This window comes from Paenibacillus sp. FSL R7-0210, from assembly GCF_038009085.1.
Taxonomy (GTDB): Bacteria; Bacillota; Bacilli; order Paenibacillales; family Paenibacillaceae; genus Paenibacillus_AQ; species Paenibacillus_AQ silagei.
Genome location: NZ_JBBPAR010000001.1, coordinates 6,851,449 through 6,876,162, shown reverse-complemented (window position 1 = coordinate 6,876,162; position 24,714 = coordinate 6,851,449). Strand labels below are relative to the sequence as shown.

The 24,714-nt window shown below is 53.4% G+C and carries 18 protein-coding genes; 7 read left to right on the top strand and 11 right to left on the bottom strand.

Annotation, left to right across the window (positions count from 1 at the left end):
- Positions 1 to 125 precede the first annotated feature (125 nt).
- Together MKY64_RS29270 and MKY64_RS29265 are read left to right on the top strand one after the other, a co-directional pair.
- The gene (locus MKY64_RS29270) at positions 126 to 830 is read left to right on the top strand and encodes a Crp/Fnr family transcriptional regulator (RefSeq protein WP_340957385.1); all 705 of its coding nucleotides are present in this window, start codon (positions 126 to 128) and stop codon (positions 828 to 830) included.
- A gap of 30 nt (positions 831 to 860) precedes the next feature.
- The gene (locus MKY64_RS29265) at positions 861 to 2,252 is read left to right on the top strand and encodes an aldehyde dehydrogenase (protein WP_340957383.1); all 1,392 of its coding nucleotides are present in this window, start codon (positions 861 to 863) and stop codon (positions 2,250 to 2,252) included.
- A gap of 72 nt (positions 2,253 to 2,324) precedes the next feature.
- Here the strand turns inward: MKY64_RS29265 and MKY64_RS29260 are convergent, their stop codons facing one another.
- From MKY64_RS29260 to MKY64_RS29250, 3 genes are all read right to left on the bottom strand, one after another.
- On the bottom strand, positions 2,325 to 3,137 hold the full coding sequence (locus tag MKY64_RS29260) for a nucleotidyl transferase AbiEii/AbiGii toxin family protein (RefSeq protein WP_340957381.1): 813 nt from the start codon (positions 3,135 to 3,137) through the stop codon (positions 2,325 to 2,327).
- A gap of 108 nt (positions 3,138 to 3,245) precedes the next feature.
- Positions 3,246 to 4,019: a type IV toxin-antitoxin system AbiEi family antitoxin domain-containing protein gene (locus tag MKY64_RS29255; protein ID WP_340957380.1), complete on the bottom strand. Its 774-nt coding sequence runs from the start codon at positions 4,017 to 4,019 to the stop codon at positions 3,246 to 3,248.
- A 143-nt stretch (positions 4,020 to 4,162) separates the two neighbouring features.
- On the bottom strand, positions 4,163 to 7,126 hold the full coding sequence (locus MKY64_RS29250) for an ABC transporter substrate binding protein (RefSeq protein ID WP_340957379.1): 2,964 nt from the start codon (positions 7,124 to 7,126) through the stop codon (positions 4,163 to 4,165).
- Positions 7,127 to 7,345: 219 nt separating this feature from the next.
- On the opposite strand from MKY64_RS29250, the gene MKY64_RS29245 reads away from it, so the two are divergent.
- Positions 7,346 to 8,323: a LacI family DNA-binding transcriptional regulator gene (locus MKY64_RS29245; protein ID WP_340957376.1), complete on the top strand. Its 978-nt coding sequence runs from the start codon at positions 7,346 to 7,348 to the stop codon at positions 8,321 to 8,323.
- Positions 8,324 to 9,096: 773 nt separating this feature from the next.
- Here MKY64_RS29245 and pgmB read toward each other — a convergent pair.
- From pgmB to MKY64_RS29220, 5 genes are all read right to left on the bottom strand, one after another.
- Positions 9,097 to 12,150: a beta-phosphoglucomutase gene (pgmB, locus tag MKY64_RS29240; protein WP_340957374.1), complete on the bottom strand. Its 3,054-nt coding sequence runs from the start codon at positions 12,148 to 12,150 to the stop codon at positions 9,097 to 9,099.
- Between the two features lie 48 nt (positions 12,151 to 12,198).
- A complete protein-coding gene (locus MKY64_RS29235) occupies positions 12,199 to 13,290 on the bottom strand; it encodes a carbohydrate ABC transporter permease (protein ID WP_076074751.1) in 1,092 nt (363 codons plus the stop codon).
- The gene (locus tag MKY64_RS29230) at positions 13,290 to 14,405 is read right to left on the bottom strand and encodes a carbohydrate ABC transporter permease (RefSeq protein WP_051478249.1); all 1,116 of its coding nucleotides are present in this window, start codon (positions 14,403 to 14,405) and stop codon (positions 13,290 to 13,292) included. Before MKY64_RS29230 ends, MKY64_RS29235 begins: the two co-directional genes overlap by 1 nt.
- Before the next feature lie 136 nt (positions 14,406 to 14,541).
- Positions 14,542 to 15,972, bottom strand: a complete 1,431-nt coding sequence (locus MKY64_RS29225) for an ABC transporter substrate-binding protein (protein WP_340957371.1) — start codon at positions 15,970 to 15,972, stop codon at positions 14,542 to 14,544.
- Between the two features lie 367 nt (positions 15,973 to 16,339).
- Positions 16,340 to 17,344, bottom strand: coding sequence for a LacI family DNA-binding transcriptional regulator (locus tag MKY64_RS29220; RefSeq protein WP_340957369.1), 1,005 nt, complete (start codon positions 17,342 to 17,344; stop codon positions 16,340 to 16,342).
- Positions 17,345 to 17,691: 347 nt separating this feature from the next.
- On the opposite strand from MKY64_RS29220, the gene MKY64_RS29215 reads away from it, so the two are divergent.
- Positions 17,692 to 18,735, top strand: a complete 1,044-nt coding sequence (locus MKY64_RS29215; protein ID WP_076074762.1) for an LLM class flavin-dependent oxidoreductase — start codon at positions 17,692 to 17,694, stop codon at positions 18,733 to 18,735.
- 470 nt (positions 18,736 to 19,205) lie between these two features.
- On the opposite strand, the gene MKY64_RS33495 is transcribed toward MKY64_RS29215, so the two are convergent.
- Entirely contained in the window at positions 19,206 to 19,283 is a 78-nt protein-coding gene (locus tag MKY64_RS33495) for a hypothetical protein (RefSeq protein WP_445671736.1), read from the bottom strand.
- Positions 19,284 to 19,904: 621 nt separating this feature from the next.
- Between MKY64_RS33495 and MKY64_RS29210 the strand changes: the two genes are divergently transcribed.
- Genes MKY64_RS29210 through pepT form a run of 3 tightly spaced genes read left to right on the top strand, consistent with a single transcriptional unit; the run spans position 19,905 to position 22,879 of the window.
- The gene (locus tag MKY64_RS29210; protein ID WP_209868674.1) at positions 19,905 to 20,879 is read left to right on the top strand and encodes a hypothetical protein; all 975 of its coding nucleotides are present in this window, start codon (positions 19,905 to 19,907) and stop codon (positions 20,877 to 20,879) included.
- A 28-nt stretch (positions 20,880 to 20,907) separates the two neighbouring features.
- Complete coding sequence (locus MKY64_RS29205; RefSeq protein ID WP_340957362.1) at positions 20,908 to 21,588, top strand: sortase; 681 nt, start codon at positions 20,908 to 20,910, stop codon at positions 21,586 to 21,588.
- Between the two features lie 58 nt (positions 21,589 to 21,646).
- Positions 21,647 to 22,879: a peptidase T gene (pepT, locus tag MKY64_RS29200; protein WP_340957360.1), complete on the top strand. Its 1,233-nt coding sequence runs from the start codon at positions 21,647 to 21,649 to the stop codon at positions 22,877 to 22,879.
- A gap of 104 nt (positions 22,880 to 22,983) precedes the next feature.
- On the opposite strand, the gene MKY64_RS29195 is transcribed toward pepT, so the two are convergent.
- Both MKY64_RS29195 and MKY64_RS29190 read right to left on the bottom strand, forming a co-directional pair.
- Entirely contained in the window at positions 22,984 to 24,117 is a 1,134-nt protein-coding gene (locus tag MKY64_RS29195; RefSeq protein ID WP_445671735.1) for an NADH-dependent flavin oxidoreductase, read from the bottom strand.
- Positions 24,118 to 24,212: 95 nt separating this feature from the next.
- On the bottom strand, positions 24,213 to 24,587 hold the full coding sequence (locus MKY64_RS29190; RefSeq protein WP_036728101.1) for a winged helix-turn-helix transcriptional regulator: 375 nt from the start codon (positions 24,585 to 24,587) through the stop codon (positions 24,213 to 24,215).
- Positions 24,588 to 24,714 lie beyond the last annotated feature (127 nt).

Sequence of the window (24,714 nt, the reverse complement as noted above, 5' to 3'; positions counted from 1 at the left end):
ATCACTCCTTATCATTAATGGAATCGCTCTGTGCCTCGCCTTTACAGTTACCAATAATTGTAGTAGACTTTCGTCTATCAATCGGTAACGAATGTTACCAATCACAATTCATCGGGAGGAAAAGTATGAGACCGGAGCCTGCTTCGCTGCAAGCCTGCCTGCTATTTCGCGGAAAGTCCGCAGATGAGATCGAACAGCTGCTGCATACACTGGCTTATGCTGTCAGCTCCTACCATAAGAATGCGATTATTCTGGCAGAGGGTGATCCCGCGGACCGGCTTGGTATTCTGCTCTCCGGCCGCATTGAGGTGCAGAAGACACACCCTACCGGCAGCAGTGTAACCATCGCCCACCTGAAGGAAGGGCAGACCATAGGCGAAGCTGTATTATTCCGCAGGAATAACACCGTGCCCGCCACCGTCACGGCCACAGGCCCCTGCAAGGTGATGTTCATCAGCAAGCAGGAGCTGCTGAGATTATTCGCGGCCGACACCGATATCCTCACCCGCTTCATCGAGAATCTGTCCGAGCGGCTGGTGCTCGTGAACCGGAAGATCGAGAACCTGTCCGCCGGTCCGCTGCGCCGCCGTATCGTAGACTTCCTGCTGGAGCAGGGAGAGCAGCAGGAGTCCGATCGGCTGAAGCTCCCCTTCAGCCGGAAGGAATGGGCCGAGCATATGAATACAGCCCGCCCCTCCTTGTCGCGGGAGCTGGGATTCCTGCGCGACCAGGGCTGGATCGAATTCAAGGGCAATGAAATCACCCTGCTGAACCGGAGCCGGATGCATGATTACATCCAGACTCTGCCCTCTTCGGCAGGAAATTTATAGGAACCGCAAATAACCAAGGAGGATACAAGCATGCCACCATACACTGCACAACAGATCGACCGGCTGCTGGCTGAGCATAGACAATGGTTCACCAGCGGAGTCACGAGAACCCCCGGCTTCCGGCTGGAGCAGCTTCAGAAGCTGAAGGATGCCATCTCACACAATGAAGCCCGGATTATCGCTGCACTGAACCAGGATCTGCATAAAAGCGAATTCGAGGCTTACGCCACAGAGATCGGATTCACGCTCGACAGCATCGGCTATATGATGAAGCATCTACGGCGCTGGATGAAGCCGGTGAAGGTAGGCTCACCGCTGCACCTGTTCCCGGCACGGAGCAGAATCATAGCCGAGCCTTACGGGACGGTGCTAATTATCGGGCCGTTCAACTACCCGTTCCAGCTGCTGATCGAGCCGTTAATCGGCGCCATTGCCGCCGGGAACTGCGCCGTACTGAAGCCCTCCGAGAGCACGCCCGCTACCTCCGCTGTCATTGAGGACATGATCCGGGAGACCTTTGATCCCGCCTATATCCGGGTAGTACAGGGTGAGAAGGAAACGACGAATCTGCTGATTCATGCGGCGTTCGATTATATTTTTTTCACCGGGAGTGTGCCTGTCGGCAGAATTGTCATGGAAGCGGCGGCGAAGAACCTGGTACCGGTGACCCTTGAGCTGGGCGGCAAAAGCCCAGTAATCGTAGACCGGAGCGCCGACCTGGAGACTGCAGCGAAGCGGATTGTCTGGGGGAAGCTGATCAATGTGGGACAGACCTGTATTGCGCCTGATTATCTGCTGGTCCATAGGGAGGTAGCAGCCGAGCTGATTGAGCGGATGAAGCGCTGCGTCACTGATTTCTATGGCACAGACATCCGGCAGAACACAGACTACGGACGGATCGTGAATGAACGCCAGCTGCGGCGGATCGGGGAGATGCTGGAGCGGGACCGCGATAAGGTGATTCTGGGCGGGACGGTCATTCCCGAGGAGCTATATATCGAGCCGTCTCTGATCTATCCGGCGGCTTGGAGTGACGCTTCCATGGAGGATGAGATCTTCGGGCCTGTGCTGCCGATTATGGAGTATACCCGGCTGGAGGAGGCCATCCAGAGCATCAACGCCCGTCCGAAGCCGCTCGCTCTCTATCTGTTCACCCGCGATAAGCAGGTGGAGCAACAGGTGATGACCGAGGTGTCCTTCGGCGGCGGCTGCATCAACGATACCATCTCCCATGTAGCCAGCACCCGGCTGCCGTTCGGCGGTGTCGGGAACTCCGGGATCGGTGGCTACCACGGCAAATACAGCTTCGACCTCTTCTCCCATCACAAAAGCATTGTTAAGCGAGGCACCCGTCTGGACCTCGGCATTGTCTACCCGCCCTACGGCAGCAAGGTCAAGCTGGCGCGGAAGCTGCTGAAATAGCGCCGGGGCAGGAGCAGCAGGGAAACCTCTTTTATATAGAAGAAAGGTTTCCTTTGTGCCGCTCGGGTTATTCTAGTTATTGTCCCACTTCAATAATTGATAATTCCAGTCTCCAAAAAAATCTTTATCGTCAAGCACGTTATGATAAACAGGACCGAGGAAAGTATGTATCAATTCCACTGCATCTCGGAATGTGGGTGAGTGTTCCAATTTCAGATTTCTTATAAATGCTTCCCACATCGCATTTCTGCGTCTATCTGTATAGAATTCAGCTGTAAAAACGACATGTCTTCTTTCAGTCAGAGTAGCTCTCCGTTTAAACGTCTCAGACACCGCTTCATATAACCGAATCCCTTCAAACGGCGTAGTGGTAGCTAGCGTATAGATATCAAAGAAATCCTTCATCCTGCTATTCACCAAAGAGAGGGAAATCATAGCTTCGAATTTCTCCGCAATCACAGATTCATTCGTATACACCAAGATTTCCGGCCTATCCATAACAGATAACAGGACAGGAAAATCGATGGTTTGGGGACTTGGTATGATTACATCACCAAAACCAATATCGAGTTGGAGTACCTCCTTCATATTGCCAAGCAAACAAGGCACCTTGATTCGCACACCTTCATACTCTAAATCCTCTTTGATGATTTCAGATACGGTTTGATCTGTAAGAAATATAATCCCATCTTCAACATCGTCGGGTTGCAACTTACATATAGAAGAAATGATTGTTGTCAACATCGTTATATCCTGATTCATTCTCCAGCCTAAGAAATCCATATCTCTTGTGGGTCTGGATTTAAATTGGGTTATAGAATATAAATACACTCCACCTTTAAGAATGAAATTATCTTTATAATTAGACATCGATAAACGTTTCAAAAAGCGTTCCTGAAAATAAATCATAGAAATCACATTGAAGGTTTTTTTATGATCTCGGGCAACATTTTTTAGTCTGGCAATAATTGAAGCAGCAGTATTTGTAACTATCTACAGCACCTCCAGATAACTATCCAAAATTGATCTTACCCTCAGTTTATCTGCATATCTAAGCAGTCGGGTGTAATTCTTTCTTTTACTGGAAGAGTAGTTATTGAGACTTTCTTTCACAACATTTGCATCCAGCTTATTTCTGTATTTCACGATATCGCAAATGGTCCGCTCCAGATTGTATACATTGATAATATGACCTTCCTTATCGATTTGTTCAACGCCCATAGTAAAGGAAACATCGTCGTATGAGAAAAGTCGGATAGGCGGATATTCCGGGAGCAAAGGCTTTCTGGACTTACGGGATACCGCAAAATTATATTCACCCGGAGTATACGTAGTGAGTTCATGGTGGGCAAGAGCTGAGTACAAACAAAGGACACCATTAGGCACAAGGAGGGAAGCCTCCACGATCTCATCTACAACATAATTAATATCCCTAAGCGCATAGAGTCCACGTTTCAGTCTGATAATCTCCCCCCTTTCTTCGAGCTTACGAAGCTTGTAGTAGCTGACCTGATTTTCTTTGAGAATGGTGCCGTTGGCAATCCCATTATATGTTTTAAACAGATCTATAACCTCCGGATAGAGTTCAGCTTCAGCTTCACTCCCAGTCGCAGACTTGATAGCCTCTATAAGCCCATCCAGATTTTTTATATTAGGATAACGATAAATTAATTCAAAAAAATCCTCTTGTTGCATATTGAGATGCTCCAAAATCTCTGAAAATCCTTTTTTAATATGAATGTAATCTATATCTCCAGCTTCAGACACCATTAACACCTCCTCACAATAAATGTACTCACATTCAAATAAGTGTGTGCACTTAAGCGTAAATTATACCTTTATCATTAAAATTTATCCACTATTTGTACACACATAAGATAATTAAATTGCATTTTCCATACCCAGTTACCTCAACCCACCATCCGCCCAGCCACCCAGCCCGCGACCTCTTTCTCCGGAATAGGCTTGCTGATATAGTAGCCCTGAATCTTGTCACAGCGGGTCCGCTCCAGAAAAGCAAGCTGCTCCGGGGTCTCTACCCCTTCAGCCGTAACGTTCAGTCCCATATCATGGCCGATGGTGACGATGGAGCTGGCCAGCGACCTATTGTTCGGGGTATCGATGCTGTCGATGAAGGACTTGTCGATCTTCAGGGTAGTAATCGGGAGCTGCTTCAGATAGCTGAGTGAGGAATAGCCCGTTCCGAAGTCATCCAGCGCAATGCCAATCCCCCTCTCCTTGAGCGCCTCCAGCTTGGAGCTGATCGCCTCGAAGGATTCCATGAAGATGGATTCTGTAATCTCCAGCTCCAGATACTCCGGCGCAAGTCCGGTATCCTCCAGCACGCTCAGCACCATGTCCGTGAAGTCATCCAGCATCAACTGAATGACCGAGATATTAACCGAGATATGGTAGCCCTCATAGCCCTGATTCTGCAGATCCTTGTTGAACCGGCAGGCGGCGCGCAGCACCCACTCCCCTATGGGAACGATCAGGCGGCAGTCCTCGGCAATGCGGATGAAGGATAAGGGGGAGACGAAGCCGAGCACCGGGCTGTTCCAGCGGATCAGCGCCTCGAAGCCCCAGAGCTCACCTGTGCCGGTATCCACCAGCGGCTGGTAATGCAGCGACAGCTCATTATTGGATACCGCGCTTCTTAAGTGATTCTCAATAATCATCCGTTCGTCAAAATACTGCTGCATCTCCTGCCCGTAGATCATATAACTGCCCTTGCCCGCTTCTTTGGCCTTATACATGGCAATGTCGGCATTCTTCAGCAGTTCCTCCGCACTCTTCCCGTTCTCCGGGTATTGGGCAATCCCGATACTGGCCGTGATATGCACCACACTTGCATGAAGCTGGAACGGCTCCATGAAGCCCTGTACGAGGTAATCCGCATAGCGGATTACCTCACCTGCCTCCGCCACATCCTTGAACAGAATCACAAACTCATCGCCGCCGAAGCGGAAATGCTTACTGCGCCCGTCAGAGCGGCTAAGCAGCCGTTCCCCGACCTGCACCAGCAGCTCATCCCCGAAGGTATGGCCCATCGAGTCATTAATGTACTTGAAGTTATCGAGATCCAGGAAGAACAGCGCCGCATGGCCGCCGGAATGCTCTTCAATGAACTGCTCCAGCTCCTCGGATAACGACAGCCGGTTCGGCAGACCGCTAAGCACGTCATTATAAGCCAGCAGCCGGTATTTCTCCTCACTGGTCTGCAGCAGCGCCTGATTCTCCACCACCTTGTTATACTGCTCCAGCAGCTCATCCTGCAGGGCAGTCAGCTCCTCATAGGTCGATTCCAGCTCCTGATAGCTCGTCTGCAGCTTACTCTCATAACCCTTTCGGTCCGTGACATCCACCATTGACCCGGCAAACCGGATATATCCGCCGCCCGCATTACGCAGCACCTTGCCCCGGGCCTGAAACCACTTGTATTCGCCTGCCTTGCTCCGCATCCGGTATTCAGCGTAGTAGTAAGAAGAACGACCCTCCAGATGCTGGATGCGCAGCCGGTTCTCCTGCTCGGCATCCTCCGGATGGAGAATATCCCGCCAGCCGCCGCGGCTCTCATTCAGCTCATCCCGGGCATATCCTAGCACCTCATACCAGCTGTCCGAGAAATAATAGATCATCGTAGACATATCAACGTCCCAGATTACCGCATCCGAGCCGTAGGTTGCCAGGCTGAAGCGTTCATTGCTTTTTTCCAGGTTGCTTCTAATCCTTCTGACCAGCTGCACATAGAATAACAACACCAGAATGAAGGCCACCAGCACCGCAAAAGCAGCCACAATGCTCAGCACCAGCACCTTGTACGTCTGATAGAAGGAGAACGGCTCGTTAATCACTTCGCTGCCCTTCGGCAGCTTATCCGGTGATATCTTGAACCGCTGCAGCTCATTGTAATCAAACACCTTGCGTACATTACTGTCGGTCACCACCGGGATATCCCCGGCACGCTCCCCCTTCAGGATACGCAGCGCCAGATCGGCCGCCGTCTGCCCCTGCATTCTGCCGCTGATCAGGCTCCCGCCGAAGGCGCCATGATTCAATGCAAAATCATAGATATGATACACCGGAACACTGCTGCTCTTGCCCAGCTCGCTTGCGAACCTGTCGAACTCCACAATTCTTCCGGTAGAGTCACTATAATATGTAGTCATCAGCACAATACTGTCCGGGGACAGCGCCGATGCCGTAGCTTTGATCTGTTCCATTGACATGCGGTTCATCGGGAACAGCGCAAGCCCCGGATTCAAGGAGCTAATCTGATCCATCACCATCCGGCCGGTCGACAGCCCGCTCTCCGAATTATCGAAGACGACATACACCTTTTTCAGCAAAGGGTTAAGGTCCATGGCCATGCGGATGGTGGGCGCCGCATCGATTTTCTCAATAACGCCTGTCATGTTGCGCTTATCCGGTAGGCTGTCCACCCCCAGCTCGTTGACCCCGCTGAAAATAATCGGAGCATCGTTCAGAAGCTCATGGCGGTACTTCATCGCGAAGCTCAGCGCCGCATCGTCCGTTGTGATGATCGTATGAATAGGGATGTTCTGATACTTGAAGCGGATGGTTTCGTAGAAATGTTCGAGGTTCCCCTGCGTGGGGTACCTTTTCCAGTCCATATATTCAGTGTAGATGACGGGAGGATTAGCTGTGCCCTTGAGACGTTCCTCTATTCCGGCACTTTGGTCATCGGTCCAGGCGAAGCCCTTCTGATAGGAATGCAGCACCAGCACGTTCCGGGCGGGAAGCTCCTCGGCTGCAGCGAATACAGCTCCTGCCGGGGCTGTTGTACACAGGAAGATCAGCAGAGGCACAAGCAAGCTTCTTAACAACCTGAGATGAATATGATCTACACTCATTCGCACACTCCCGTTCATCTATCTCATAATCGGAATCTGACAAGTTGAAGGATAATGTATACATGGGGCTTCATTACGGGGACTGCTTTGATACAATTATAGGGGGAAAAGGTGTTTTTAGAAACAACAAAAAGCGACAGCAGGCGTCGATATTGGACAGAGCCGACCGCTCACGTTAGAATGAATCTGCAGTTGACTGCTCAGACAGGAGGCCAGGCCATGCCGACCATTAAAGACGTTGCGCTAAAGGCTGGCGTATCGGCAACCACCGTATCCCGGGTACTGAACAACAGGGGTTACTTAAGCGAGGAATTGAAGCACAAGGTTCACCAGGCGATGGAGGAGCTGAATTACCGGCCGAACGAACTGGCCCGCTCCCTTAGCCGCTCGAAATCCAACATCATCGGACTAATTATTCCGCATGTGTCTTTGCCTTTTTTCGGCGAATTAACCAGTCATATTGAAGAACATGCCTACCGGGAAGGCTATAAGCTGCTGCTCTGCAATTCTTGGCAGGACAAGCAGAAGGAACAGGAATACATCCACATGCTGCGCGCAAGCCGGGTAGACGGCATTATTATGGGCAGCCATACACTGGAGGTGGAAGCCTATCGGCAGATGAATCTGCCGCTGGTGACCTTCGACCGGCAGATCTCACCGGATATCCCTTATGTCTGCTCGGATAATTATGAGGGAGGCAAGCTGGCTACCACTCTTCTGATTCAAAAGGGCTGCCGGCACCTCGCCCATATCGGCGGGCATCCCAAGCTGAATATCTTATCCCATCTGCGGTGTGTGGCCTTCGAGGATATGGCGAAGCAGCACAATCTGGAGTATGTCACCTTCCATACCGACAACAACAGCTTCGACTTCGAAGCTTACGAGCAGCTGCTCGGGCAGCTCTTTGCGGAGCATCCTGAGGTGGACGGGATTTTTGCGGGCAGCGATATCATCGCCGCCTATGCCCTGAAGGCCTGCCGCACCAGAGGACGGCGCGTCCCGGAGGATGTGAAGATCGTCGGCTATGACGGCATCATGCTCCGCAGCCTGCTCGACCCGCCGATCACCACCATCCGCCAGCCAATGGAAGCGATCGGCAAGCTCGCCGTGGACCTAATCCTGCAGCAGGTGCAGGGCCACAGCGTAGCCGCTGCGCACATTCTGCCTGTGGAGCTGGAGGAGGGGGCTACTACCTGAGGGAGCTACAACCCGGAAAGGCTGCCACTTAAAGTAGGTGGGGGCCGAGGGTTTGCTGGCTGTACCCGATAAAGGCGCGAGTGGTGAGGTACTTAACTGTATTCCGTACAACTAAATCATCCGATGTGCCGCCGAAAATCCACTTAGCTGTATTACGTACAACTAAAATTCCAGCTGTGGCTGGTTATCACCCATTTGGGCAAATTTAGTTGTACAGACTACACTTAGAAGAGGAAATCCTGCCATTTTACGGTTTTTAATTGTACAGAATACATCTATCAACGAAAGTTCGCTTCGAACTAAACTCCAACCATCGCCGCATTTATGAATGTATTCACTTCTTTAGAGCTCATACCCTGCTAGCCAAAAAGCCTCTGCATACCTGCAGAGGCTTTTTAAAAATCTCATAGTAAATGGTGTGTAATTATGAAGACAGCAACTTTTGAGTAAATACGTTCTATATCTCGTCATCATATTGTATTCAGTTTTTCGCATACATTGGACCCGCTCACCTTTGCGCCACCAATTGTATTCAGTTTTTCGCATACATTGAGCCAATGTGCCCTCTCGCCGCAATTTGTATTCGGTTTTTCGCTTACATTTGGCCCGCACACCTTCGCGTCACCAATTGTATTCGGTTTTCCGCATACATTGCGGCCGCGTGCCTTCTCGCAGCACAATGTGTTCGGTTTTTCGCATACATCTAGCCACGCGCCTGCTCCCTTACTATACAGACAACAAACTCGCTGCCCGATCCCCCCCTCCGCCAGCGGCTAACGCGCGAACAGCTTAAGCAGCTTCCCGGCGTCCAGCTCCGCCGTAGTGGGCAGCACCAGGTCGGCCGCGCCAAGCTGCCCGGCCGCGCCGATACCTACAGCCTTCATGCCCGCCGCCCGGATCGCGGCCACGCCTTCGGCTGCATCCTCCACGCCGATGCAGTTGCCCGGCGGAACACCCAGCCGCTCTGCCGCCTGCAGGAAGATCTCCGGATCGGGCTTGCCCTTCCGGAGCGCAGCCGGGTCGCCAACGGCCTGGAACCACCGGGCTGCGCCGAGGCGCTCCAGAATGAGCGGCGCATTCAGGCTGGCCGAGGCCAGCCCCACGGAGATTCCCCGCTCATGCAGGGAATCGAGCAGCTCCCGGATCCCCGGCAGGAGGTCCGCCGGGGTGATACGGCCGATCATCTGCCGGTAATGATCGTTCTTCTGCTCCGCCAGCCGGAGCTTCCCGGCTTCAGGCAGCTTCGCAAGGCCGCTGCCCTCCAGCACAATCTCCAGCGACTCCATCCGGCTGACGCCCTTCAGCCGTTCATTCTTTTCCCGGCTGAAGGGGATACCCAGCTCATCTGCAAGGGCCTGCCAGGCAAGATAATGAGCCTCGGCGGAATCTGTAATCACGCCGTCGAGATCGAAGATCACTGCCTCCAGCCTGTGCGCCAGCGACATCCTCACCGGCTCCTGCGGAAGCAGCTGCAGCGCCTGCTTCTTATGCCTGATCTCAAGTGCCGTCCCCTCCAGCAGCGTATACACTACCGCCTCACGTTCAACGAAGATATCTAGCAGCTGACCGCCTACTGTAACCTTGAAGCGGTAGCTCTCCCACTGCTCCGGCAGGACAGGGGCAAAGCCCAGCTCCCCCTGAGCCAGCCGCATGCCGCCGAAGCCGTTCACAATCGACATCCAGGACCCGGCCATCGCCGCCATATGCAGCCCGTCCTTGGCATTGTGGTTGATATCGTCCAGATCCATCCGCACCGTGCGGCTGAAATAACGGTATGCCCCGGCCAGATCGCCGATCTCCGCAGACATAATACTGTGGATGCAAGGAGACAGCGAGGAGTCATGTGTCGTCAGCGGCTCATAATAATGGTAGTTGCGGAGCTTATCCGCCAGACTGAACTTGTTCCCGAGCAGGAACAGGGCCATTACCAGATCAGCCTGCTTCAGCACCTGATGCCGGTAGATCACCAGCGGGTGATAGTGGAGCAGCAGCGGATACTTATCCGCAGGCGTATGCTCGAAATCCCATTTTTGCTTACTCAGAAAGGTATCATCCTGGGCATAGATCCCGAGCTGCTCGTCAAAAGGAATAAACATCCGTGCTGCGGCCTCTCTCCAGCCCTCTGCCTCTTCGGGAGTTAACCCGATCGCCTGCCGCAGCCGTTCGTAATCCGCGGGATAGTCCCGCTGAAGCAACAGAGCTGTCTCATAGGCATACTCGAGCTGATCCTGTACCATGAGGTTGGTGTAAGCATTGTTATTCACAATCGCCGTGTATTCATCCGGCCCTGTTACTGCATCGATGCAGAAGGCCCCTCCGCGCGCGGGGTTATAGTGGCCCAGATCGGCCCAGAACCTTGAGGTCTCGAACAGCATCTCTGCACCCCGGCTAACCAGAAATTCCATATCGCCTGTGGCCTGGATATATTGCTTCAGGCCGTAGGCAATGTCCGCATTGATATGCGCCTGGGCAGTGCCTGCGGGGAAGTAGGCGGAGTTCTCCTCGCCGTCAATGGTCCGCCACGGGTACAGCGCCCCCTTCTGCGACATGACCGCCGCCCGCTCTCTGGCCTTGCCGAGCGTAGCATAACGGAATTCCAGCAGCGCACGGGCGATCTCCGGCTGCGTGAAGGTGAAGAACGGCAGCATGTACATCTCCGTATCCCAGAAATAATGCCCCTCATAGCCTTCGCCGGTCAGGCCCTTGGCTCCGATATTCGTTGCTCCGTCCCGGCCCACGGATTGCAGCAGCTGATAAGCATTGAAGCGGATGCCCTGCTGGAGTGCAGGATCACCGCTAATCTCCACATCCGTATGTGCCCAGAAGCTGTCCAGATACGCCTGCTGCTCCCCGGCCAGACCGGCGAAGCCCAGCTCCTTGGCCAGCGCCAAGACTTCAGCACTCCTGCCGGCCAGCTCCTCCTCCCCGTAATCTCTGGAGGTATGATACGTTATATATTTGGTAAGCGTCACCGTCTCTCCGCTGCGGACAGCAGCGGCGTAACAGACGGAGATGCGCTGCCCGATCAATTGGTGGCTCATCTCCCGCCCGGACTTCGCCTGCAGCGCATGGCTGACAGCGGTCAACAGCGCAAACCGCGTGTGGCGGGTGCGCTGCTTCATCCACAGGTTCCCGGAGGCTTCGTCATAACCGGTATCCTCCAGCAGCAGGCTGGGCACCGCACTGCCCGCTCCCAGCCTTGGATCATCCGTCGCCTCCGGCCGCCGGATCTCGCCGTCCACCGCAGAATCGAACTTCAGTGTCCCGGAGAAGTTCAGCGCCGTCACCGCATAGTCGATAGCGGCCAGATGCTTATGCGTCAAGGCAACCATCCGGCGGATCACCAGCAGTACCCGGTGCCCGGCTGGAGATTCCCACTCCAGCTCCCGGTGTAGCATACCGCTGCGCATATCCAGCCGGCGCTTATACCGGTGCAGCTTCCCCTGATCCAGCCGGAACTCATGGCCTTCGATGCTGAGCCGGATGATACGGGCATCGCTGACATTCAGCATGGCCTGGTTGCGGGAGGGGTACCCGAAGGCTCCCTCCGGATAGACAACCGGCTCAGAATCAAAGAAGCCGTTCAGATAATTTCCGGCTACCGAAGCCCCCGCCTTGCCGTGATAGCCTTCCTCGAAGTTACCGCGCATACCGATATAGCCGTTGCCTAGTGCAAAGACACTCTCGCTCCGCTGATTGTATTCATCCTCGTAGTGTTCCTCTTCAATACTCCACTCTCTGTAAGGGTATAAGGGGGAAGGAGGCTCACAGGACTTCATCTTTATTTTCATCTCCGTACTTATCTCCGTATTTGTCTCCGGTCTCATCTTCGTATTCTCCTCCCGAATGCCGACTTCTCTTGTCCCAGCCGCAGATCAGCCTTTGACTGAGCCGCCCATCAGACCCCGGACGAAATACTTTTGCAGCAGGAAGAAGATCGCCAGCGGCATCAGCATCGAGATAAAGGCTGCCGAGGTCAGCAGATGCCAGTCATTGCCGCGCGAGCCGACCAGATCGGCGATCTTCATCGACATGACCTGCACCGACGGCTGGTTCCCGATGAAGATCAGCGACACCAGATAATCATTCCATACCCAGAGGAACTGGAAGATCCCGATGGAAGCGAGCGCAGGCACGGACAGCGGCAGAATCAGTCTGCTGAAAATAGTAAAGTGGCTGGCGCCGTCAATAAAAGCTGATTCAAACAGATCCTTCGGCAGCTGGCTGATGAAGTTGTACATGAAGTACGTAACCAGCGGCAGCCCGAAGGCCGTATGTGCCAGCCAGATTCCAAGATAACTGCCGTTCAGCCCAAGCGCGGTGTAATCCTTGAGTACCGGAATGAGCGCAACCTGAATCGGAATAACCAGCATCGCAATAATAATGACGAACAGCGTCTTGCGTCCGGGGAACCGTAACCAGGCGAAGGCATAGGCGGCAAAAGAGGCGATCAGCACCGGAATCACCGTCGCCGGAACAGCAATCGTCAGTGTATTCCAGAACGCCTGCGACAATCCGCTCCCCTTTTGCACCGTTTCACTGCCGTCCGCTTCCTTGAGTGTGTACTCCTTGCCGGACAGCACATTCTTATAGTTGTCGAGCGTGAGGTCAGGCACCGCCTGCCAGCCCTGCTCTTGCATATTCACCGTGCGTGCCCTGCGGTTCTCCCACATCAGGCGGCTGCCATCCGCCTTCACCCCTGCCTTGAGCTGTTCATCCGTATAGGTCTTGCCGTTCACCTCAATCGGCTCCCGCAGATCAACCTCCTTGGGAAGCTGCACCGTCTCGCCCGCTTTCCATTCCTGATGGGGGAACACCTTCCACCAGCCCGTCTGCAGAATATCCGCTGCGGGACGGAAGGAGGAGGCGAAGAGTCCGAAGGTCGGCAGAATCCAGAGGAAGCAGATGACGCCCAGAATCAGATTGACGGCCGTTTTGCTGCCCTTTTTTTTCTTGGTGCCCACCATTAGAATCCCCCCTGCTTGCGGAACTGCCGCAGATTAATAAGGATAACAGGCAATACCGCGATCAGGAGCACGATAGCCAGCGTAGAGCCGTAGCCGAAGTTGCGGTACATGAAGAATTGCCGGTAGAACTGCGTCGCTACAACTTCTGTATCGTATTGACCTCCTGTCATCACCATGACAACGTCAAATATTTTCAGCGTAAAGACAATAATCGTGGTGGTCACCGTCAGAATCGTCGTAGAGATGTAAGGAATCATGATGCCAAAAAAGATCTTCACCTCACCCGCGCCATCCACCCGTGCAGCCTCCAGAATATCCTCGGGCACTCCTTTGATGGCCGCTGAGAAAATAACCATCGCAAACCCCGTCTGCATCCAGATCAGAATGATAATAAGGAAGAAGTTGTTCCACGGCTGCAGCATACTCGTCCAGGCCTGCGGTTCACCGCCGAAATAGGTCACAATCGCATTCAAGAGTCCAATCTGCTCATCGCCCGGCTGATAATAATAGACGAACTTCCAGATGACCCCGGCGGCAACAAAGGAAATAGCCATCGGCATGAAAATAATCGATTTGGCGATCCGCTCATAGCTGCTCCGGTCGGCAAGAATGGCAATCAGCAGCCCGAAGCAGACACAGGCCAGCGTGCCCACGAACACCCAGAGCAGGTTGTTGCGCAGAGCCGTAGCCATCAGACGGTCGCTGAAGATCGCGGCGTAATTGCTGAGTCCGACGAACTTCTCGGAGGAAGCGTTGAAGAAGCTTAAGTACAGCGTCCGCAGGGCAGGCAGAATCAGCAGCCAACCGAGAATAAGGACAGCCGGTCCGACAAAAACATATGGCAGCACCTTCCTGCGGACATGGTCCGGGTACTGCTCCACGGCCCAGGTCAAGGTGTAGTAGATCAGATATACGCCCAGCACGCCCCACAACACTGCGAGCACCGCTGTCAGCAGCGGTTGAAGCGTTGAATCGCGGAAAAACAGGAAAATCAGCCCGTTGACCACAATATTCGCAAGCAAGACGCCCAGCGATAGCAGGACTGCCCTGCCGCTGATTCTCTGATTGGCCTGCGCCCCGGCGGCACCCGGCTCCGGCCTTATTTGTGCATCCATATCGGTTCCTCCTATAGGCTCTGTTAGAGCAGAGCCCTCTTCATAAGCACCCGTTACCACCAGCTGAGGGGCAGGCCTGATTGCTCAAGACCGCCCCTTCAACCTCTTGGTGTCTAAGTCCCGTGCTGCCTGCTTCTTAGTTCTTCCAGCCTGACTGAATCTGCTCCAGGGCCTGATCCAGCGTAGCCGTTCCGCTCACATAGTCAGTCATGCCCTTCCAGAAGGTACCTGCACCCACCTTGCCTGGCATCAGGTCCGAGCCATCGAAGCGCAGGGTCGAAGCGTCCTGCACCAGCTTCGCCATCCGGCGGTCGGATTCGGACTGGTACCAATCCAGGGAAGCATCATTCATCGGGGCAATGACACCGCCGGATTGCACCCAGCTTTTGATCGATTCGCCAGTAGTGAAGAACTCCATTACAGCGCGTACTTCAGGGCGGTCATTGAACATAGCGTAGATGTCGCCTGCCACCAGGACCGGCTTGCCGTACTGCTCATCAATCGGCGGGAGATAGAACCAGTCATAGTCTGTATCCACCTTGGCCGTTTCCGGGAAAAAGCTGGTAATGAAGTTCCCCATCAGGTTGAACCAGGCTTTGGGCGGATTCTCGAACATCGGCTTCGGAGCATCGCCAAATGCAGTAGTGACAATGGATTTAGCACCGCCGTAGACATAATCCTTATTCAGCCAGATCTTGGACATCACTTCCACCGCGTTCTTCACTTCCGGCGAGGTGAACGGAAGCTCACCGCTTACCCACTTATCGTAATTCTCAGGCGTCGTGGTCCGCAGCATGATGTTCTCTACCCAGTCGGTTGCCGCCCAGCCGGTTGCCGCGCCGCTCTCGATGCCGATCGCCCAGGCAGGATCACCGTCTTTGGCGATTTGCTCCGTCAGGGCCATCATTTCATCCCAGGTCTGCGGAACCGTGTATCCCGCTTCGTCAAATTGCTTCTTCGGATACCAGACCAGGCTCTTCACGTTGCTGCGGTTCCAGATCCCGGCCATAATCTTGCCATCCTTGCCGTCCATGGTGGACATATCCAGCCAGCTCTTATTGTAATTGGCCGTCAGCTTCGCCTGATCCAGCACCCCGGTCAGATCAATGACCTTGCCGGTCTTGGCAATAGAGGCCAGCAGGCCCGGCTGCGGGAAGTCCGCGATATCCGGCGCATTGCCGCCATCGACCCGGATATTAATCGTAGCTTCGAATTCCTTGGAGCCTTCGTATTGAATATCAATGCCGGTTTTCTCTTCAAATTCCTTAATGCTGCTCTCGAACTTCACCTGGTCCGCATCGACAAACGGTCCGAACATCGTGACCTTCGTGCCTTTATATTCACCCTTCATTGCCAAATCCAACGGGCTTCCTGCCGCAGCGGGATCTGGACTATCTGTTGATGCTGCGTTGTTATCTGCCGAAGGTGCTGCTGTGGGAGCTTCTGTAACCGCCGGGGCCTTCGTTGGCGCAGCGGTGTTATTGCCGCCGCAGCCGCTGAGCATCATGGTGAGGGATAGACACAACACCATCGCAAGTGACAGTTTACGTGCTGGAGCTTTCTTCATTGTTTCATACATCCCCTTTAATTGTTTTTAGAGACTGCATTGAACCAGCTTCATTACCGGAATCCCTTCCGGCAGAGCAGCAACCCACCTCCTTAACCTAATTCACGGACAACAGGCACCCACACCCATTAACACCGCTAATTCAAACGTACATTCTCCATATCCCACAATAATGTATGCGCTTCCAATAGTCAGTTAGTACCTTCTTCTGTGGATACGGTTCCTGAAACAGTTCCTGAAACGGTTCCCGAAACGATTCGCTCACATTCCTCTAACGCGTCACTCTGAAAAGCTTTTCAGAAGAGTGTAAAGAAACCGTGCTGCCCTATCCCCAGGCAGCCGTGCTTCAGCCCGCAGGAACTACATCTCATTTCTCACGCGAGGATTCTCTTACGATTAGCTTATGCTCCATCTTCTCTTTCATGACAGCCACCTTGCCCGTGGTCAGCAATTCATGCAGCTTCTCGGCCGCCCGGTACCCCAGCTGATAGATAGGCTGTGCGATTGTTGTCAGCTTCGGAATGAACATTCCCGACATCCGCAGATTGTCGAAGCCGATGACCGATACCTGACCGGGAACCAGAATATTGCGGTCCTTTAAGTAAGAGATCGTCCCCATAGCGAACTCATCCGCTACACAGAATACTGCTGTTAGCTCTGGATATTCTGTGAACAGCTCATGCGTTGCCTGATAGGCCTGCTCAAAGCGGTGGTTAGCGTACTTGATTTTGCCGATATTACGCTCCAGCCCCGATTCGCTCAGGGCTCTCACGAATCCCACCATCCGCGGTGGCCCGGACACCGAATTATCATGATTGAAGCCGATCATTCCAATCTCTTGGTGCCCCAGCTCAATCAGGAATTTCACAGCATCATACGCCGCCTTCTCATCATCCACCTCGACCGACGCTACCTCGTACTCATCGGAATGGGAGGAGACCAGCACGAATGGAATTCTGCAGCCAATAAGCTTCTCATAATACTCAGGGTGCAGAATATCACTGGCGAACACAACACCATCCACCTGCTTCTCATGAAAAGTATCCATATAGGACAATGTCCGCTCCTTGTCACGGTCTGTATTGCAGATCATCAGACTGTAACCGAGCTTAATGCAGGCATCCTGCATTCCCCGGATCACCCCTGCGAAATACAGGTTCTCAATATCGGGAATGAGTAGCCCGAGAGTGAATGACTTCCTGTAAATTAACCCCCGTGCGAATGCATTAGGCTGATACTTGAGCGCTTCTATCGCTTCAATGACCCGGCTGCGCTTACTCTCCACGACCGTATCCGGGGCATTCATTACACGGGACACAGTGCTGATGGATACTCCGGCCATCTTGGCGACATCTCTGATTGTTGGCTTCATAGTCTGACTTCCTTCTTATTCTTTTAGCCCGAAACGTGTGCCCTCCTTACCAGGGTTGGCCTTGCCGCTTAAGTTAGAAAAGCTTTTCAAAGCGATTATAGCAAGGCTCCCTTAAATTGGCAAGCAAATTGTTATTCGCTTACATTTTTGCCTGCGGAGCCCTTGCTTTACGGTTGTAACCGTCCAAATTCAGTTCAAATACTCCAAATTCATCCCTTCAGTAACTGTACCTTTCCCCCTTCAAGTTCCCTCTCCCCGTCATGCCGCTTACTTAAAGTGTGTAAATTATATTATTTCATGTTATAATTGGCGGGTATATTGATTCATGGCTGCAAATAATGCTACTGATGCGGAATGCATCTACTATAGGAGGGATTCATGTGAAGCAATTGCACGACATACCATTCTCCGTACTGGATTTAGCCCCTATCCGGGAGGGCGGAACGGCGGCGGATTCTTTTCATAACACCCTTGATTTGGCTCGTCATGCTGAGAAATGGGGGTATAACCGTTACTGGCTGGCAGAGCATCATAATATGACCGGCATTGCCAGCTCCGCCACCTCCGTTGTTATCGGACATGTCGCAGCCGGAACTAACACCATCCGCGTAGGTTCAGGCGGCATCATGCTCTCCAACCACGCACCGCTTATGATTGCAGAACAATTCGGCACGCTGGAATCCTTGTATCCCGGACGGATTGATCTGGGTCTGGGCAGAGCCCCCGGCTCGGATCAGGCGGCAGCCAGAGCACTGCGCCGCGGCCTCGGCAGCGATGGCAGTGAATTCCCCGAGCAGCTTAGCGAGCTGCGGGCGTATTTCGACCCCGAAGGATCAGGCTCCCGTCCGGCCGGTGTCCGCGCCGTCCCCGGTGAAGGACTGAACATCCCGATCTGGCTGCTCGGCTCCAGCGGCTTCAGCGCCCAGCTTGCGGGCCAGCTGGGTCTGCCTTTTGCTTTTGCCAGCCACTTCGCACCGGATTATCTGCTGCCGGCTCTGCATCTGTACCGTACCAGCTTCAAGCCATCAGCAGTACTCGACAAGCCTTATGTTATGGTGGGTCTGGGAATTACGGCAGCGGATACGGTGGAGGAAGCGCGCAGACTTGCCACTTCCCAGCAGCAGCAATTCCTGAACATTATTCGTGGCCGCACCGGCAAGCTCCAGCCGCCTGTAGACAGTCTGGACGGAATCTGGACCTCCCAGGAGAAAGCACTGCTTATGAGTAAACAGCAATACTCCATTGCGGGCGACCAGGCCCTGATCGAAGAGCGGCTGCTCCAGATTCTCGAAGAGACGGGTGCCGATGAGTGGATTATCGCTTCACAGATCTATGATCACTCTGCCCGCCTGCATTCGTATGAGCTTGTGGCCGACCTGTTGAAGAAGTAATAAGGCCGTAGTAGCTCATCAGATTTAAAATAGTGGAGCAGAAGCAATTACCCTTCAAATTACATCTTTTCCAAGCGGGGATTGTTCTTCAGGGGCGTTTGGCTTAGCGTAACGGACTGAGGTGCTCTTATTTGGGAAGAAAGTCGCCAACTGGGCGAGTAACGGACTCCATGGGCCTTATCCTTTACACTTCGGCTCCAAAACGTCTCGTAGGGAGACAATAAGGCCGCCTGAGTCCGTTACGCTGCAAAAAGTGGCGTTTTCGTGGGGATAAGATCTCTCCGGTCCGTTAGATTTCGGGGTGGAGTTTAACAAGCTTATCCACCCTTTTAAACCTGACACTGTACTAGTCTGATTACAAGCCAGTCTATATAATTAGCCCATTTAACTACCTATGGAGAACTCCATTGAGGTAGCTGAATGGGCTATTTTAGTCTTGCAGCATTTGCGGCCATAGAAGAACCGCCACTTCATTCCTGTGGCGGTTCTTCTACGTGCTCTAGTATTTCTCCTACGGCTACACCAAGAAACGTGCAAAGTTTGTCCAGCGTTCATCGAAATTCTTTTGCAGGATCAATAAATTCGCTGTTCATGTTGGAAATCCAGTTCTTAGATATTGTAAATGAAAAACATGAGTTAGGAGAAATTAATTATATTATTAAAAACCAGATTAAGAATGAAGAAGATCTTTTCTGCTCATTGAAATATAAAGTCAATTTTCCAAAAGACAAATGTGTTCGGTGTAGAAATTATGGAGCCGAGCCTTTCCAGATCAAATTGTTCTTTATAAAATACAAAATCCAGTAATATACAGAGAAATAATGAGTTAACCGCAGTAAATATTAAATAAATGCCGTTTATTCATAATAAACGCCCGAATTCATTCACTTAAAGTATCTTTTTCGGTTTTTCTTTATGCCCATTAGAGATTATACTGTAATTAATATTCGTTATAACGAACGTTAGTGTATTTTTACCATTCCGCCTCGTTCACGCACGTTCAGGCTCATCCAGATCCGTTCATGCTCGTTCTGATTTATACTATCGTTTTAATGTGTAGTAGTTCTTCAAGAAACCACTTTATTCGACAAACTATGATTCAGAAGGGCGAACCGGGGCGGATTGTGGCTGGTGGCTGCCGAAGGTCTGCACAGGAAGGGGCGGGGAGAGTGAAGAAGAGACATACATCTATAATTGGCGCGTATATTTTGGCCGTTCTGGCAGGTGTAATCTGGCATGCCGGAGGGGTCAGCGCTGAGGATACGATCAAGCTCACTGTCAACTCACATACGACCAGTACGGCAACCATGAACAACATGCAGCCGGGAGATACGATGGCTTCGGATTATAAGATTATCAATGACGGAAATGATCCGTTCGATTATGCAGTAGCCTTTCAGTTCCGCTCCGGGGACGCAGATCTGTACAATATCCTGCAAATGACCCTGCAAAAAGAGGGAGTAATCCTCTACTCAGGGGTAATGAGCGAGGCCCCGGGGGTAGTGACCATCGGCTCGCTCGCCGGAGGGGAAGAGGAAGCGATCGAAATGAAGGTATTGTTCCCGCCGGAGGCAGGCAACGAGTTCCAGGAGAAGACGGTAAGTGTCGCCTTTGAATTCACTGCCACAGCGGAGCCTGCGCCTACAGCCGGGCCGACTTCTACACCTCAACCCACAGATACGCCAACGGCTGCAGTAACGCCTATGCCTACGTCAACGCCGGGGTCCACCAGCAGCCCTGGCAGTACGCCGCCTGCTGCAACAACAGTCCCTACAGCCTCACCGGCCGGCAGTGCATCGCCTGGCAGTTCAGCAGCGCCATCACAGGCACCGGCAACTGCTACGGCAGCACCGGATGGAGTGAGCGTAAGCGAGGAGCCTGTTCCGCTAGGGGCAGGAGAGGAAGACGGCGGCAACCGTCCGTCCGCGACTCCGGATTCCGGAGCCGCTGCACTTGGCAGCACACCAGCCCCTTCACCAGGGAAGGAGGTCAACCTCACTGATGACGCGCTTCCGCTGGGCGGGCCGGAGGAAGACGGCAGACTGCCCGACACAGCCAGCCCTTGGTACAATCTGATTGCGGCCAGCCTGGTTGTCGCCATGATTAGTGTGCTTGTACTCCGCAGGCTGGGCCAGAAGAAGTAACTTTATGTATATGTAAGGAGGAGAGAGCATGAAGATACGCAGCGGGTTCACTTTAGCCGTCAAGCTGATCTTCCTGCTCTCCTTGTGCGTTATGCTATATTCCGCCTTCCAGATCCTCAAAGCGCCCGCCGAAGCCCGCGAAGCCCTGAGTATCTGGGACAAAAAGAGGGAGGAAGCCCAGCTTCCCGTAAGTTCCGAAGAAGAAACGCCGCTTCCTGAAGGTATGGTCAGCAGCGCAGAATCACCAACAGGCGACAAACCTGCTTATATAGCAGGAGAGGTAATCGGGGAGATCTATTTTCCGAAGCTTAAAAAGCGGGTCGCCATTCTGGAGGGAACCGGACGGGCGGAGCTTAAGCGGGGCGCCGGACACGATGAGGCTAGTGCCGCCCCGGGCGCCTCAGGCAACAGCGTGCTGGCCGGACACCGTGATACCGTCTTCCGCAGTCTCGGCGAGCTGGAGACCGGAGACCGGCTTGAGCTTGCTACAGCGGAAGGCACTTTTACCTATGAAGTGACCGGGAGCCGGATTGTTGACGGAGATACGCGGGGAGCGATTAAGCCCAGCAGAGACCCCGTACTCACCTTGATTACCTGTTACCCATTCTCTTATGTAGGCGCAGCGCCCGAGCGCTACCTGCTCTCGGCCAAGCTAGTCTCCAGCCAGCCTCCATCCCCTTTCACTCCTCACCCTCCGCCTAAAGTATGAGACCCGGGCCGGATCGTGATAATATAGACATACGAAGCTGAAGAGGAGATGACCCGCATTGAAGGAAGAATTAATTAGACGTTTTGTATCGTATGCTGAAATGGATACCCAATCCAGCGAGGACAGCGAGAGCTGCCCGTCCACTCCAGGCCAAATGGTACTGGCGCATAAGCTGGCAGAGGAGCTGCAGGAGCTGGGACTGACGGAGATTACGGTGGACGAGCACGCCTATGTCATGGCCTCGCTGCCCGCCAACACAGATAAAGAGGTTCCGGTGATTGGCTTCCTGGCCCATCTGGATACCGCTACGGATTTCACCAGCACGAATGTGAAGCCGCAGATTGTAGAGAACTATGACGGGCAGGATCTGGTGCTGAATGAAGCCCAGAATATTATCATGTCCACGAAGAGCTTCCCGGAGCTGAGCGGTTACAAGGGGCATACGCTGATTACGACCGACGGCACCACCCTGCTGGGGGCAGACAACAAGGCAGGCATCGCTGAGATCATGACGGCTATGGCCCATCTGCTGGCGCATCCGGAGATTAAGCATGGCAAGATCCGGGTCGCTTTTACCCCCGATGAAGAAATCGGACGCGGCCCGCATAAGTTCGACGTTGCCGCCTTCGGTGCTTCCTATGCCTACACCGTGGACGGAGGCCCGCTTGGGGAGCTGGAATATGAGAGCTTCAATGCCGCCGCCGCCAAAATCACCTTCCACGGAGTCAATGTCCATCCCGGTACAGCCAAGGGCAAGATGATCCATTCGTCCAAAATCGCCATGGCCTTCCATCTCCGTCTGCCCGCCGGTGAAGCCCCTGAATTCACAGACGGCTACGAGGGGTTCTACCACCTGATCTCCATGCAAGGCAGTGCCGAGCACAGCAAGCTGCATTACATTATCCGCGACTTTGACCGCGGGCAGTTCGAGAACCGCAAATCGAATATCGCCGCAATTGTGGAGGAATTCAAATCTACATACGGAGCGGACAACATCGTGCTGGAGATGAATGACCAATACTATAATATGCGCGAGAAAATCGAGCCCGTCCGGCATATCGTCGATATCGCCCGGGAAGCGATGGAGGGCCTCGGAATCACGCCGGTTATCCGTCCAATCCGCGGAGGGACTGACGGCTCACAGCTCTCTTATATGGGGCTGCCCACACCGAATATTTTCACCGGAGGCGAGAATTTCCACGGCAAATTTGAATACGCTTCTGTAGACGTAATGCTGAAGGCTGTACAGGTTATCGTTGAGATTGCCCGTCTGGCGGAACATAAAGCGTAAATAAGATTATATTAAAAACAGCAAGAACCCCGTGCCGCCCTGGAAACAGGGAGCACGGGGTTCTTATATTGCTTTGGTCACAGACCGTTATCCGTCTGCCTGCTTTATTGCTTAACCGGCAGCCAGCCCGGTGTATGGATCAATGCTCTCCAGAGCGGGTCCGGAATCACAAGCTCTGCTTGGGCAGCCGGATCAAGCTCTGTCTTAATCTCATCGGCCCGGCCCCCGGCCAGCTTCTGCACCCAGTCCGGTTCAATCAGAAGCGGACGGCCCAGCGCCACCAGGCTGATGCCGCTGTCCAGACTCTTCAGGGCATCGGCGGCAGAGTAGAGCGAGCCTACGCCAATTACCGGAGCTTTGTCTCCCGCCCGGTCTACGATCTGCTCAATACGCGGATGGCTGTCCTCCGTTCCCCGGCGTGGCAGTGACCACAGCTCCATGAGGGAGGCGTGCAGGTAATCCAGCCCCTCCGCTGTCAGCGCATCGATTAGGGCAAACGTGTCAGCCATCGTAATCCCTGGCGTTTCCGGCTCTTCAGGCGAGAAGCGGTAGCCTACAAGGAACGCACCCTCTGCATGCTGCTTCACCGCAGCCTTGACACTGCGCAGAACGGCCAGCGGGAAGGCGAGACGCTTCTGCAGATCCCCGCCCCAGCGGTCTTCGCGTCTGTTGGAATGCGGCGAGAAGAACTGCTGCAGCAGATATCCGTTCGCACCGTGAATCTCGACGCCATCGAAGCCGGCCTCGATCGCCCGGCGCGTCGCTTCACCGAAATCAGCGATAATTCCGGTAATCTCTTCGTCTGTCAGCGGGCGCGGAACCGCCCCCTGTCCCCCGCCCGGCAGCTCAGCCGGCACATCGCTTGCACTGACAGGCTGTCCGTCAACCAGCTGCTCCGGCGGGCATTGGCGTCCGCCATGGAAGATCTGGAGCACGGCCTTCGCTCCTTCGCCCTTGATGGCCTCCGCCAGCTCACGCAGGCTTGGAATCAGCCCGTCATGGTCAGCTCCGAATTCACCCGGGAAGCCCTTCCCGCCGCGTGAGACATAGACACACGCGGTAATGACCATCCCCGCCCCGCCCGAACGGCGGATATAATAATCCAGCTCCGGCCGGGAGACGGTTCCATCCTCATTGGAGGAGAAATTAGTCATCGGCGCCATGACCACACGGTTCTTCAGTTCAATCCCGTTCTTGAATTTGAACGTCTCCAGCAGCGGGCTATATTCTGTCTTCAGCATACCTATCAGCCTCCATTTATTTAAATCTTCACAAATGTTAGTATACAACTTAATTTTGCACAATACAAATAGAACGACTTCGTTTACAGTTGCTACCTATCACAGTGAGGTGCATCTTTCCAGATCACCTTGTCCCCGTAATTCTTGCCCCAGTCATACATCATGCGCAGCACCGGCATCAGAGTATGTCCATACTCTGTCAGGGAGTACTCTACCCGCGGAGGAACCTCCGCATATACCTGCCTGAATACCAGCTGATCCTCCTCCAGCTCGCGGAGCTGGTTGGTCAGCATTTTCTGGGTGATATGGGGGATCAGCTTCTTGAGTTCACTGAACCGCTTAGTCCCTTCCAGACCCAGGTGCCACAGTATAATCAGCTTCCACTTGCCGCCGATCACAGCGAGCGTAAGCTCCTTCTCGCAGTTGATCTCCTTCAGGTTGATACGGTCTTTAATTTCAGTCGCCAATATTTAGCCCCCTTCCGGCTATCATCATAATACAAATCCATCGCCCACCGCACATAAGCAGCAAAGGATGCCCTCCCGTCAAGGAAAGCATCCGTGTGATAGCTTTATTGTATTCCAAGCTCTATTC